Raw genomic sequence first — 13376 nt, 5'->3', positions numbered from 1 at the left:
AAACTTCAAAATGATACATATAAATCGTTTCTTTTTCGTCTATTTTGTGTTTAAAAATAGAAACGTAACTAAGGCTATGCTTATATTTTTAACCTTAAATAATCAAAAAATAATTCGATTTATTTATGCATAATTTTAAAATTAAATGGGTATGACAGATCGTATTTTAAAAAGTATCTCGTTTATTTTTCACCCGTTGTTAATGCCATTATTGGGCGTGGTATTTTACTTTGCAAAATCCCCAAGGTTTATTCCCAATGAAATTATTCGAGCCAAAATAATTTCACTCTTTATTTTAACCGTTATTTTACCAGTCTTACTCTTCTTTTTATTAAAAACTTTGGGTAAGGTAAAATCTATTTATTTAGAAAGCACCAAAGAACGTATACTTCCGCTTATGCTCAATGCTGTGGTAATTATTTTGGTATTACAACGTATTGTTACGCCAAGTCAGGTTATTGAGCTTTATTTCTTTTTTTTAGGTATTTTAATTTCAACTTTAGCTTGCTTAATTTTAGCGATATTTAAATTTAAAGCCAGTATTCACATGATTGCCGTATCTGGATTGTTTATGTTTTTTATTGCGTTAAGCATTCATTTCAATATTAATATTAATGGCACTTTGGCTTTAATGTCGATTATTACCGGTGCGGTTGCCACTTCTAGATTGCACTTAAATGCCCACACTTATAAGGAATTGATTATTGGATGTTTTGTAGGCTTGTTTCCGCAGTTAGTTTTAGTCAATTATTGGCTTTAGCGATGTTCATCTCCGCGGAAATGGAGACATTAATTAAAGGATATAAAACATTAAACCCACTTTAATGGCGTTCATATCAATACGCTCATTATCAATCTTGGCAATATTTGAAAATATTGGATTTAAAGCATAGTATACATGAAAGTTCCACGTGCCGTATCCCACACTTAATGTCAATCCATATTGAAAATCATTAAACCCATCAACATCACCGTATTTTAAAACCCCTAAGTCCCCAACATGTTTTGTGGTATGCGCAAATACGTACCCCAATTTAAAGCCCGTATAAATACGCCAAAAGTCGTAAACCGTAGGTGTTGAAGTTCGCCATCTAAACTCAATTGGCAATTCAACCAAATGCATCGAAAATTTATTCTTGGAATAGGTGCTTCTATCTTTTAAAATGCTGTATTCAAAATCGCCTGAAGTATTTTGATTAACAAGTAAATTTTGATTAAAAGAGTTTGTGGAGTACCCTAAACCAATACCAATGGCCACATCTCTGTTTTTATTTATGGGCATATCTTTAATATAGCCTAAATGGAAACCTGTTGAAAACCCACTTTGTTTAATGCTGTTTGGAATATTACCCAATAAATTATAGGTTATTCCGGCATAAAAATGATCTTCTTTATAAAGTGAATCTACAACGGTGTTTGGAGTATCTTGGGAAGAAACCCATTGAAAACCCAACATAAAAAAGATTATAAAGATGCTATTTTTCATTTACAAGGAATGGTTATTCTGTGCTAATATCAAATCATCCTCAAAATAATCGATATTAAATTCATTTGATATAACTATACAATTATACTCAAAATTGTACAACTACATATAAAAACAAAAGCGTTTTGATAAATCAAAACGCTTTTTATATATAAAATTAAGATCGTTTAATTCTTTATATTGCTCAATGCATCTCCAATACCTGTGGTATAATTAATTTTTAATGCATTTACTTTACGTAATTCTTGCTTAACATCTCCAACAATACCCATGTTGGCATCTTTATCTACTTTTAAAGACACGGTTAGAAAGGGTACCAACTCTTCTCTTAAAGCCAGTCGCTCTGCGTCTATAAATCTTCCAACTTCAGAAACATCAGCAAACTTATCGTTAAGTTGGATTCTAGCAACCGTACCAAATTTCCTGTAATTCTCACTTGGCTTACCCATATAAATATAGCTTACTGGATATTTTTTATCAAGTTTTTCAACCTGGTCTGCCAATGGTAATTGGTTTTGTACAAATAGCGTATCTTCCCTCATTACGGTAGCCACCATAAAAAAGAATAACAACATAAATACAATATCTGGTAACGATGCTGTGTTTACTGGAGGCAATCCTCCATCTTTTTTCTTTTTAAATTTAGACATAATCTTTAATCTCTATTTAATTCTAAATTATTCTACAACTTCTGAAAGCTTTTGAGGTATTTCGACCTTTATTTGATCGACCAGCTCTTTAAGCTTTTCTTTATTACCAGTCCATCTCACATCTTTAAGATTATTCTGCATCTTAATAAAGTCCATATCATTAAAGCCTTTTTGTGGGCCTAACTCAAGTGCTCTTCTATTCCTTAATACATTATAAGCTGCAACCAATTCGTTTTGAACAGCGATATAAGCGGCATAAGATGTTTCACGATCGTTTTTTAAAGATATAATAGCTTTGTCTGGATTATCTGATGAACTCGGGCTTTTTGCACCTTGGCAATAATCGCAAGTGCCATCACCTCCGTTATCTAAAAATTCAACGGCTGCTTTACGCAAATCTTTAATTTGCATGGGCTCATCTTCAACTAATAATTGATCGTTCTTGTTCAACAAAACAGTAAAAATATTTTTCTGCTTTATAATAGGTGGATCTACTTCGCTATCATCAATAGGCGGTAGTTTTCGGTTAATACCAGAATCTTTTTCAATGGTAGTGGTTACCAAGAAAAAAATTAGTAGTAAGAAGGCAATGTCGGCCATTGAGCCTGCATTAACTTCTGGTGCTGCTCGTTTTGCCATATTACTTTATCATTTTTTTAATTGCGAAAAACAACATTGATCCGCCTGCAATTGCTAAAAGAAGATAGAATAAATATAATCCTGCTCCTAATAATTGTGAGCCTCCTGCAGAAAGCATCTCGCCGTCTTTAAGCTCGGTTTCTACACCTTTAGCCAATCCGAAATAGCAAATAGCCGCCAATAAGGCGAATATTCCAACACCTTTAAGGGTGCTTTTCATGGTTTCGGCATCGCTAAATATATTTTTCAAACTGAAAATAACAACAAAGGCCAAGGTTAAAAAGAACACTAAGTACCCAATATACATAAAGGTGTTTACGGTACCACTAGATTCGCCAAGCTTAATAGCTTCATCGCCTGTTGATATTATCATTGCTAGAAATACAATAGAAAGAACTCCTACAATACCTAACAATATGGTTAATATTTTTTTCATCTGTTTAAATTTTATTGTGTTAAATAAGTCAGATGCAATTCGCCAACAATCATTTTAGATTCATCTTAAATCATTATGGCTCATTTCATAATGCTTACAATTTTAAATTATTACTTCTTGTGTCTAATTAACAAATCCATCAACGTAATGGAAGCATCTTCCATATCGTTAACAATGCTATCAATTTTCGCAATAATATAATTGTAAAAAATCTGAAGTATGATGGCCACAATTAAACCAAATACCGTTGTTAAAAGTGCTACTTTAATACCACCTGCAACCAACGACGGGTTCATATCCCCTGCAGCTTCAATTTTATCAAAAGCTTGAATCATACCAATTACCGTACCCATGAAACCAAGCATTGGCGCCAAAGCGATAAATAACGAAATCCAAGACACGTTTTTTTCCAACTGTCCCATTTGAACACCACCGTAAGCTACAACAGCTTTTTCGGCAGCCTCAACACCTTCGTCTGTTCTATCCAATCCTTGATAGAATATAGAAGCGATGGGGCCTTTTGTGTTTCTACAAACCTCTTTTGCAGCTTCAACACCACCAGATGATAGTGCATCTTCAACATTTTTGGTTAATTTTTTTGTGTTTGTTGTAGAAAGGTTTAAAAAGATGATTCTCTCGATAGCAATGGCTAAACCTAAAATTAAACACAACAGTACAATACCCATAAATCCTGGACCACCTTCTACGAACCTCTTTTTTAGTTCTTGGTGAAATCCGAGTTCTTCAGCGGGTGCTGCGTCTTGTTCTTGAGTGATAGTTGCAACTGTTGTTACTGCCGTTGTTGCGTTTGCATTTGTAGTTGCATTAACAGTTCCGAATGCCATTAATCCTGAAATGGCTAGGATAGAAAATAATCTTTTCATGTTCTCGATCTTAATTTTATTAGTTAAAGTGTTAAAGATATAAAAAATATGGTAATTAAAAACAAAAAATACAGCAGAGAGGAAGGGATTCGAACCCTCGATACGCTATTAACGCATACACGCTTTCCAAGCGTGCGCCTTAAGCCACTCGGCCACCTCTCTGAATATCGTAATACTTTTAATTACGGTGGCTCAAATAACAAAAAAAAATTAAGCTGTTAAAATTTTAACAGTTAATTTTTAAGTTATTTCTCCTCTTAAGGCTATTTCGTAGCTGATTTTAAAGGCATTGTGCGAAATATTTTGTCCGACTAAATACATTAACTTAGAGACTGCTGCTTCGGTTGTGATGTCTTTTCCCGAGATTACCCCTATTTTCTTCAGTTGATTACTGGTTTCGTAATGCCCCATTATCACACTTCCGCCCGAACATTGTGTCACATTAATAATATGTATGCCTTTTTTTATTGCATTTTTTAGAATATTTATAAACCAAGCCTCGGTTGTACAATTTCCCGCGCCATAGGTTTCTAAAATAACACCTTTTAAATTTGGGGTGTTAAAAACACTCTGCAAAACCGCTTCTGAAATTCCCGGAAACAACTTTACAAGGGCTATATTTTTATCTAAATTTTTATGAACCACTAATTTTTTATTCACATTGGGTTTGAACAAATATTCATTATTTACCTTTAAATGCACACCAGACTCTGCCAAATCTGGATAATTTAATGAGGCAAAAGCTTCAAAATGTTCGGCATTTATTTTTGTGGTTCGGTTGGCACGGTATAGTTTGTATTCAAAATACAAACACACTTCTTTAATAACAGGTTTTTTTCGATGTTGTAACGATGCCACTTGAATTGAGGTGATTAAATTCTCCTTGGCGTCGGTACGCAAATCACCAATGGGCAATTGCGACCCCGTAAACACTACTGGTTTTGCCAAATTTTCCAGCATAAAACTTAGTGCCGATGCGGTATAGCTCATGGTATCGCTGCCGTGCAATACTACAAAGCCATCGTTATCGTGGTAATGTTTTTCAATTAATTCGGCAATTTGCACCCAATATTCCGGATTCATATTACTAGAATCAATAGGCTCTTTAAACGATACCGTATCAATATTACAATCCAACAGATTTAATTCCGGGATGCGTTTTAGTATATTTTTAAAATTGAAGGCTCGAAGTACGCCGGTTTTAAAATCTTTAACCATACCAATGGTTCCGCCGGTATAAATTAGCAATATGTTTGGTTTCGTGGTGCTCATAATCCTAAATTTTAAAAATAGCTTTTGAGTTTTCGGTGGTAATTTTAGCGATGTCCACCTCACTCCTATTATATATATAGGACAGTTTTTTTAAAACCTCTAATATATACAGGCTTTCATTTCGTTTGCCCCGGTATGGTGTTGGAGCCAAATACGGCGCATCGGTTTCCAACACAATATGCTTTAAATCGATTTGATTTAAGAATTGATCAATCTTCCCGTTTTTAAAGGTGGCCACCCCGCCAATTCCTAATTTCATATTAAAGGATATGGCTTGATGTGCTTGCTCGAGAGTTCCTGTAAAACAGTGAAAAATACCGAATAAATCGTCGCTTTTTTCTGTTTCTAAAACTTCAAATATCTCGTTGAAAGCCTCGCGACAATGAATCACTATGGGTAACTTGTATTGTTTGGCCAGTTGTATTTGATGCTTAAAAGCTTTTTTTTGGATGCCTAAAGTCGATTTGTCCCAATACAAATCTATTCCTATTTCGCCAACGGCATAAAAATTTCGTTTTGCGAGCAACACTTCAACATGTTTCAATTCATCTTTATAATTATCTTTTACATGTGTGGGATGCAAACCCGTCATTAAAAACACATGGTTCGGATAATCTTTTTCAAGCTGAAGCATGGATGCGGTATAAGTTGAATCTATGGCTGGAATAAAAAACCGTGTAACGCCTTGCGCAATGGCACGATCAATCATCTCATTTCTGTCGTCATCAAAAGCTTCGCTGTATAAATGGGTGTGGGTATCTGTAATTATCAAATTTTAATATTTTAAATGGTATCCTTAACACTTTTTTGTAAAAATAATTGTTTTATAGGATTATCTTTGTTTAAAACTAAATTAGATGCAAACACTGCAACAATTCCTGCTGGAGAAAGGCTATACCAAAGTAAAATTGAAACTTACCAAAACCAATCATTTTGAGGTAAAGGCCACTATTAATGGTGTAAAAGGCCTGTTTATATTAGATACCGGTGCGTCAAGTTCTTGTGTTGGTTTTGAAGCGGTTGAAAATTTTAATTTACTGGCCGAAGATTCCTTAATTAAAGCCGCCGGTGCTGGTGCTATAGATATGGACACGCAAATGGCGAAAAAAAACAAAGTGAAGATTGGCAAATGGAAACACGACAAAGTGGTTTTGGTCTTATTTAACCTTACCCACGTTAACACCGCACTTATAAATCATAACGCTGAACCAGTTGATGGCATTATTGGTGCAGATATTTTAAAAAAGGCAAAAGCAGTAATTGATTACGAAAAAAAATATTTATATCTAAAGTTATAAGATGACACCATTATAATGATTACTTTTATTATTTAATAGCAACATAATCCCTCAAGAATTAATTAATGAACCACAGTATAGTAATTGCGGACGATCATCCGCTTATGTTAAGAGGTTTATCAGATTTTTTAACCTCAAAAGGTTTTAACATTGTTGGCAGCGCCCAAGATGGTAACACCGCCTATAATCTTATTGTAAAATTAAAACCGGACATTGCCATTTTAGATATTAGAATGCCTCATAAAACAGGGTTGGAAATTGCCGAAGCCTGCCAAAAAAACAACCTTGATACTAAAGTTATTTTAATAACCTTTGATAAAGAAGAAGAAGTTTACGACCAAGCGATTGAGTTTGGGGTTTACGGCTATATTTTAAAGGAGTTTGCCATTGAAGAAATTGAAACTTGTATAGAACATGTTGTAAATAACAAATCCTATTTTAGCGAAGAAATCGCTGATTATTTAAAGGCCAGTAGTGCAGAGCAAAAACCAGAAGCTTTAGCATCGTTAAGTAAATCTGAACTTAAAATAATTAAACTTGTTGCTGAGAATAAAACCAGCCCCGATATTGCCGAAGAATTGAGCATTTCGGTTAGAACCGTAGAAAAACACCGAAGCAATATTTTGGCAAAATTAGGGTTAGACAACAAGCCATCTTCACTCTCAATTTGGGCCGGTGTTAATAAGGACTTCCTTTAACCCTGGTTTATCAACTAAAATCAAAATCATGCATTTTTAAAAATACGTAGTTCTACGTATTGTATTTATCCCCTGATTGTCATATATTTACAGTGCTATTAATTAGTTCTTAGGGAGAATTATTGAAAGCTCTAAATTGTAATGATTTAGAGCTTTCTTTATTTATAGAAATCATTGACCCGCAAAAAATACGTAGTTCTACGTATTTTTTATATCATCAGTATACTATACTTTTACAGTGCTATTAATTAATTCTTAATTAGGGAGAATTGTTTATGAGGGCTCTGCGTTAAAAACGCAGGGTCTTCTTTAAAAAGAATTAAAAAAACCTCAAAACTATCTTTTATATAAACATCATGGAAACAAATAACAGTCTCGATAAATACTTTGCAGTAGGGTTAGTAATTTTAGTTCTCATCATAATTTCAATTAATATTCTTGTTACTTTTTTTTAGTTTTAGTTAGTCTTTTTTAAAGTTATTAATTGAAAAAAAAAAGCGAGTTACCCATAAAGTAACTCGCTTTTTTATTTATTAAAATTTATTTTTTTAAAGCTCCAATGCTTTTTTAACATCGTTATCCATCAGCAATTCAATTGGGTTTTCCAAAGCCTCTTTAACAGCCACTAAAAACCCAACAGATTCTTTACCGTCAATAATTCTGTGGTCGTACGATAGTGCCACATACATTATAGGTCGAATTTCAACCTTACCATCAACAGCAACAGGTCTTTCAACAATATTATGCATACCTAAAATAGCACTCTGTGGCGGATTGATTATGGGTGTAGACAGCATGCTTCCAAACACACCGCCGTTTGAAATGGTAAATGTACCACCGGTCATCTCATCAACCGTAATTTGTCCATCGCGAGCACGAATAGCCAATCGTTTTACTTCAGATTCAACACCTCTAAAACTTAAGTTTTCAGCATTTCGTATTACAGGAACCATGAGTCCTTTAGGTCCGGAAACCGCAATACTAATATCGCAAAAATCAAAAGAAATCATTTCTTTTCCATCAATCATAGAATTAACATCCGGATACATTTTTAAGGCTCGTACAATGGCTAAAGTGAAAAAACTCATAAATCCTAAACCAACACCGTGTTTGGTTTTAAAGGCCTCTTTGTAGTCTGAACGCAATGCAAAAATGGGCGACATATCAACCTCATTAAACGTGGTTAACATGGCCGTTGTATTTTTGGCCTCAACCAAACGCTCTGCTACTTTACGTCGTAACATAGACATTCTACTACGCGATGTTCCTCTGTTTCCGCCCGTTGGTGTGCCCATACTTGGTACGGCGTTTACAGCATCTTCTTTAGTAACACGACCATCTTTTCCTGTTCCAGAAATTGAAGCGGCATCCATACCTTTTTCAGCTAAAATCTTTTTTGCCGCAGGACTTGCTGTTCCCGTAGCATAAGTTTTAGCCTCTGTTTCTTTTGCTTTTGGCGCTTCTGTTTTCGGTGCCTCTTCCTTTGTTTCTTCCTTTGCACTATCGGCAACACCTTCTGGTTTTTCTGCGCTTGTATCTATTAAACACACCACAGCCCCAACAGCAACGGCATCGCCTTCTTCAGCTTTAAGCGTAATGGTTCCGTTGGCTTCTGCCGGTAATTCAAGGGTAGCTTTATCACTATCAACCTCTGCAATAGCTTGGTCTTTTTCTACATAATCGCCATCTTCAACTAACCATGTTGCTATTTCTACTTCGGTAATAGATTCCCCTGGTGATGGTACTTTCATTTCTAAAATCATGCTCTATAATTTTAATTGTATATGAGTTTTTTAATATAGTTTTATTAGTTTTCAACATTGAAAACAGCGTTTATAACACGTTGTTGTCGTCGTTTATCGCGCGTGCTTGAGCCTGGTGCTGGTACGGAATTGTACGGTCTTGAACAAACATCGAGTTTAACCAAATCCATACGCTGCATCATATGGCTCCAAGCTCCCATATTCTTTGGTTCTTCTTGCGCCCAAACATAGTTTTCAACATTTGGATAACGGTTAATAATTTGCTGAATTTTATCTAAATGTAATGGAAATAACTGCTCTATGCGCACTAATGCCACATCTTCGTTATTTAGATTTTCTCTTTCGGCCAATAAATCGTAATAGAATTTACCTGTACAGAATACTAATTTTTTTATGTTTTTCGGGTTTACCGAATCATCAATAACTTCTTGAAACGTATCGTTTGCCAAGGCGCTTAAAGATGACACCGCTTTGGGGTGGCGCAATAAACTTTTTGGCGTAAATACAATTAAAGGTTTTCTGAAATCGCGTTTCATTTGACGACGCAATAAATGGAAAAAATTTGAAGGTGTTGTACAGTTTGCAACCACCATATTATCATCGCCACATAATTGTAAATAGCGTTCTATTCGTGCCGATGAATGCTCAGATCCTTGGCCTTCGTATCCATGTGGCAATAGCACAACAATGCCGTTTTGGACTTTCCATTTGTCTTCGGCTGCCGATAAATATTGGTCAAAAATAATTTGAGCGCCATTGCTAAAATCTCCAAATTGCGCTTCCCAAATGGTTAGAGTGTTTGGGTTTGCCATAGCGTAACCGTAGTCGAAACCTAGCACGGCATATTCGGATAACAAGGAGTTATAAATATCCATTTTACCCTTGCTCTCGGGATTTGTGTTTAAAAGATTGATGCGCTCTTCGGAAATCTCATCTCTTAAAATGGCATGACGGTGGCTGAATGTACCACGCTCAACATCTTGCCCAGAAATGCGCACATTAAAACCTTCTTCCATCAAACTACCATAAGCCAAGGTTTCTGCCATACCCCAATCGAGTGTGTTGGTTTCAAAAACCATTTTCGCACGACCATCTAAAATACGTTCGGCTTTACGTAAAAACTTAACGCCTTCAGGAACGGTTGAAACAATTTTTGATATGTGTTCTAACTTTTCCTTTGGGTAATTAGTATCAACTGGCTCAAGCATTGAATCCAAACCTTGGCGATCAAAAGCCGTCCAACGTTCTTGCATAAACTCGCGAACGATTGAAGCATCCTCTTCTTTAGATTTTGTGTATTCTCTTTCTAAAGTATCTTTAAAATCAGAAATTATTTTATCTAAATAAGCCTTGTCAATAGTGTTTTCTGCTATGAGTTTATCCGAATAAATTTTAAACGGATTTTGATGCTTAGCAATATTTTTATAGAGTTTTGGTTGTGTGAATCGCGGTTCGTCACCTTCGTTATGGCCATATTTACGATAGCCCAACAAATCGATATACACGTCTTTTTTATAACGCATTCTGTACTCCAAGGCCATTTCTACGGCATGTACAACGGCTTCGGCATCATCTGCATTTACATGTAAAACCGGAGACAAAGTTACTTTAGCAACATCGGTACAATAGGTGCTTGAACGGGCATCGAGGTAATTGGTTGTAAAACCGATTTGATTGTTTACCACAATATGAACGGTACCACCGGTTTTATAGCCGTTTAGTTGGCTCATTTGTGCCACCTCGTAAACAATACCCTGTCCTGCTATAGCGGCATCGCCATGTACAACTATGGGGATTATTTTAGAATCGTCGCCATCGTAATCCGTATCGATTTTTGCTCTGGTAATTCCTTCGGCAACCGACGCCACAGTTTCTAAATGGGACGGGTTTGGCACCAAATTCATTTTGATGTTCTTTCCGTTTTGATAAGTTTTATCAAGCGTTAATCCCAAATGGTATTTTACATCGCCATCAATATTTTCATCTTCAAAATCCTTACCCTCAAACTCGCTAAAAAGCTCTCGCAAAGGTTTTCTAAAAATGTTTACCAGCGTACTTAAACGGCCACGATGTGCCATACCCAATACGCATTCTTTAACACCGTATCTTTCAACCGCATAAAAAAGCACATTACTTAGTGCTGGTATCAAAGATTCGCCACCCTCTAAAGAAAAACGTTTTTGCCCCACATATTTGGTTTGCAAAAAGTTCTCGAAAGTAACGGCTTGGTTTAATTTAGAAAGAATATATTTTTTAGTTTCAACTGAAAAGTCGGGCTGATTTTCATTTTTATTCAATTGGTCTTGCCACCACTGAATCACCTCAGGATTACGCAAATACATGTACTCAACACCTATTGAACTGCAATAAATGTTTTCTAAATGCGAAATAATTCGGCGTAAAGGTTGAGCCCCAATACCTAAGTTTTCGCCTGCATCAAAAACCGTATCTAAATCGCTTTCAGAGAGATTGAAATTCTCTAATGCTAAAGTTGGTGAATATGTTCGGCGCTCTCTAACCGGGTTTGTTTTAGTAAACAAATGCCCTCGCATGCGGTAGCCATCAATGAGCCTAACCACTTGAAATTCTTTTTGAACATGTTCTGGGATTTGAGCAGAAACACCTTCAACAATTTCGCCATCCAATCCGTAATTCTCTGTGCCAAAATCGTACCCTTGAAAAAAGGCCCTCCAACTGGGTTCAACCGTATCTGGATGTTGTAAGTACTGTTCGTATAAATCAGCAAAATATGCTGTATGTGCTGCGTTTAAAAATGAAAATTTATCCATTATTATTTTTAATACCGTATAGGTTCGTCAAAATATTTCTCAAAAATACAACTTTTACTAAAATTAGATGTTTCTTTTATTATATTTATAAGTAATTATTACCCATTTGTAAAACAAGCTGTTGTTTAGCATTAATTTTTTGATGATTTCTAATTTTATTTCATGATGCATACGTTTAAAAAGACAAAATCTACACTACTTTTTATATACCTATTTGTTGCTACAAATATTATAATAGCGCAACAACAAAAGCATGATTTTTGGAATCAAGTTAGATTTGGAGGCGGTGTTGGTTTAAGTTTTGGCGACGGCTATTTTAGCGGTACGCTTGCCCCAAGTGCGGTTTATGAATTTGATAGGAATTTTGCTTTTGGGTTGGGACTCAATGCCACATTTAACAATCAAAAAAATGTTTACAAATCGACCATTTTAGGCGGCAGTTTAATCGGATTATTTAATGTTGTAAATGAATTTCAGCTTTCCACCGAATTTGAACAACTTAACGTTAACAGAACCTATAATGTTAATTTGAATTTAGACAAAGATAATTATTGGGTTCCAGCTTTATTTATTGGTGCCGGTTACCGAAATGGGCAGGTCACTTTTGGAGTTCGATACGATGTGCTGTACGATGCAGATAAAAGTATATACGCCAATGCTTGGGCGCCTTTTGTTAGGTTTTATTTCTAAATTTCGAGCGGATTAAAAATCTCTTTCAATAGTTTCAAAAAAAAATCATATTTATTTCTACTTTTTATCTAATTTTTTTCCTTCAAATTTAATTTTCATCATACTTCAATCTAAGTAAAACACTATCTACCAATAGGTTGTGTCTACCAACACATTCCATTCAAAATCAATAAAGGACATTTTTGTCCTAAATATGACAAATATCATATTTTACATCTTTCTTTGATTGTAATTTTGTGACTTAAATTACGTAAATATGAAATCAACACTAAAATTAATGTCTGTTTTATTTGTAACGCTACTTTTAAGTTGCGGAGGCAAAGAAGAAAAAAAGAAAGAAGGATTCTCTTACCAAAAGAAAGCTCCAACAGAAAAAACTACAACAAAAAAGGCTGAAAAAAAGGTTCCTGCATCCAAAACCATCGATTTAACCAATAAAGGCGTAGGCCCTATAAAGTCAATTACGTTAGGTGCCGAGATAGACCAAAAAATGGCAGCTCATGGTGCAGATGTATTTAAAAAAATGTGTACGGCTTGTCACAGACCCGACAAAAAGTTTATTGGTCCAGCGCCTAAAAACATTCTAGAACGCAGAACTCCGGAGTGGGTTATGAACATGATTTTAGATCCAGAAGGTATGGTGAAAAACGATCCGTTGGCTAAAGACTTATTAATAGAGTTCAACGGTTCTCCAATGGCAAATCAAAACTTAACAGAAGAGGAAGCCAGAGCGGTATTAGAATATTTTAGGACCCTGAAATAAGTAAAACA

14 protein-coding genes and 1 tRNA gene are annotated in these 13376 nt (G+C 35.2%); 5 read left to right on the top strand and 10 right to left on the bottom strand.

Going from position 1 to position 13376, the window contains the following annotated elements; genetic code table 11:
* The first annotated feature begins 151 nt into the window (after positions 1–151).
* Positions 152–760, top strand: coding sequence for a hypothetical protein (locus RNZ46_RS08540; RefSeq protein ID WP_316981795.1), 609 nt, complete (start codon positions 152–154; stop codon positions 758–760).
* Positions 761–793: 33 nt separating this feature from the next.
* Here the strand turns inward: RNZ46_RS08540 and RNZ46_RS08535 are convergent, their stop codons facing one another.
* The 8 genes from RNZ46_RS08535 to RNZ46_RS08500 form a co-directional block, all read right to left on the bottom strand.
* The gene (locus RNZ46_RS08535) at positions 794–1486 is read right to left on the bottom strand and encodes a porin family protein (protein WP_316981794.1); all 693 of its coding nucleotides are present in this window, start codon (positions 1484–1486) and stop codon (positions 794–796) included.
* Positions 1487–1653: 167 nt separating this feature from the next.
* Positions 1654–2136: an ExbD/TolR family protein gene (locus RNZ46_RS08530; protein WP_316981793.1), complete on the bottom strand. Its 483-nt coding sequence runs from the start codon at positions 2134–2136 to the stop codon at positions 1654–1656.
* A gap of 27 nt (positions 2137–2163) precedes the next feature.
* On the bottom strand, positions 2164–2775 hold the full coding sequence (locus RNZ46_RS08525; protein WP_316981792.1) for an ExbD/TolR family protein: 612 nt from the start codon (positions 2773–2775) through the stop codon (positions 2164–2166).
* A 1-nt stretch (position 2776) separates the two neighbouring features.
* The gene (locus RNZ46_RS08520) at positions 2777–3211 is read right to left on the bottom strand and encodes a hypothetical protein (protein ID WP_316981791.1); all 435 of its coding nucleotides are present in this window, start codon (positions 3209–3211) and stop codon (positions 2777–2779) included.
* A 110-nt stretch (positions 3212–3321) separates the two neighbouring features.
* Entirely contained in the window at positions 3322–4095 is a 774-nt protein-coding gene (locus tag RNZ46_RS08515) for a MotA/TolQ/ExbB proton channel family protein (RefSeq protein ID WP_316981790.1), read from the bottom strand.
* Positions 4096–4169: 74 nt separating this feature from the next.
* Positions 4170–4257, bottom strand: a tRNA-Ser gene (locus RNZ46_RS08510).
* Between the two features lie 78 nt (positions 4258–4335).
* Complete coding sequence (locus RNZ46_RS08505; protein ID WP_316981789.1) at positions 4336–5367, bottom strand: asparaginase; 1032 nt, start codon at positions 5365–5367, stop codon at positions 4336–4338.
* A 4-nt stretch (positions 5368–5371) separates the two neighbouring features.
* Positions 5372–6139 carry a TatD family hydrolase gene (locus tag RNZ46_RS08500; protein WP_316981788.1) on the bottom strand — a complete coding sequence of 256 codons (768 nt, stop codon included), beginning with the start codon at positions 6137–6139 and terminating at the stop codon, positions 5372–5374.
* A gap of 85 nt (positions 6140–6224) precedes the next feature.
* Here RNZ46_RS08500 and RNZ46_RS08495 point away from each other — a divergent pair, with 85 nt between their 5' ends.
* Together RNZ46_RS08495 and RNZ46_RS08490 are read left to right on the top strand one after the other, a co-directional pair.
* A complete protein-coding gene (locus RNZ46_RS08495) occupies positions 6225–6665 on the top strand; it encodes a retropepsin-like aspartic protease (protein WP_316981787.1) in 441 nt (146 codons plus the stop codon).
* A 65-nt stretch (positions 6666–6730) separates the two neighbouring features.
* The gene (locus RNZ46_RS08490; protein WP_316981786.1) at positions 6731–7363 is read left to right on the top strand and encodes a response regulator transcription factor; all 633 of its coding nucleotides are present in this window, start codon (positions 6731–6733) and stop codon (positions 7361–7363) included.
* A gap of 548 nt (positions 7364–7911) precedes the next feature.
* On the opposite strand, the gene odhB is transcribed toward RNZ46_RS08490, so the two are convergent.
* Both odhB and RNZ46_RS08480 read right to left on the bottom strand, forming a co-directional pair.
* The gene (gene odhB, locus RNZ46_RS08485; RefSeq protein ID WP_316981785.1) at positions 7912–9126 is read right to left on the bottom strand and encodes a 2-oxoglutarate dehydrogenase complex dihydrolipoyllysine-residue succinyltransferase; all 1215 of its coding nucleotides are present in this window, start codon (positions 9124–9126) and stop codon (positions 7912–7914) included.
* A 44-nt stretch (positions 9127–9170) separates the two neighbouring features.
* On the bottom strand, positions 9171–11915 hold the full coding sequence (locus RNZ46_RS08480; protein WP_316981784.1) for a 2-oxoglutarate dehydrogenase E1 component: 2745 nt from the start codon (positions 11913–11915) through the stop codon (positions 9171–9173).
* 162 nt (positions 11916–12077) lie between these two features.
* On the opposite strand from RNZ46_RS08480, the gene RNZ46_RS08475 reads away from it, so the two are divergent.
* Positions 12078–12605 carry an alpha-ketoglutarate decarboxylase gene (locus RNZ46_RS08475; RefSeq protein ID WP_316981783.1) on the top strand — a complete coding sequence of 176 codons (528 nt, stop codon included), beginning with the start codon at positions 12078–12080 and terminating at the stop codon, positions 12603–12605.
* Positions 12606–12861: 256 nt separating this feature from the next.
* Complete coding sequence (locus RNZ46_RS08470) at positions 12862–13368, top strand: c-type cytochrome (RefSeq protein ID WP_316981782.1); 507 nt, start codon at positions 12862–12864, stop codon at positions 13366–13368.
* Positions 13369–13376: the final 8 nt, after the last annotated feature.

This window comes from Hwangdonia lutea, from assembly GCF_032814565.1.
In the GTDB taxonomy this organism is placed as follows: Bacteria; Bacteroidota; Bacteroidia; order Flavobacteriales; family Flavobacteriaceae; genus Hwangdonia; species Hwangdonia lutea.
Note: the sequence above shows the minus strand (reverse complement) of the source record. Positions and strands in the feature narration are given on the sequence as shown.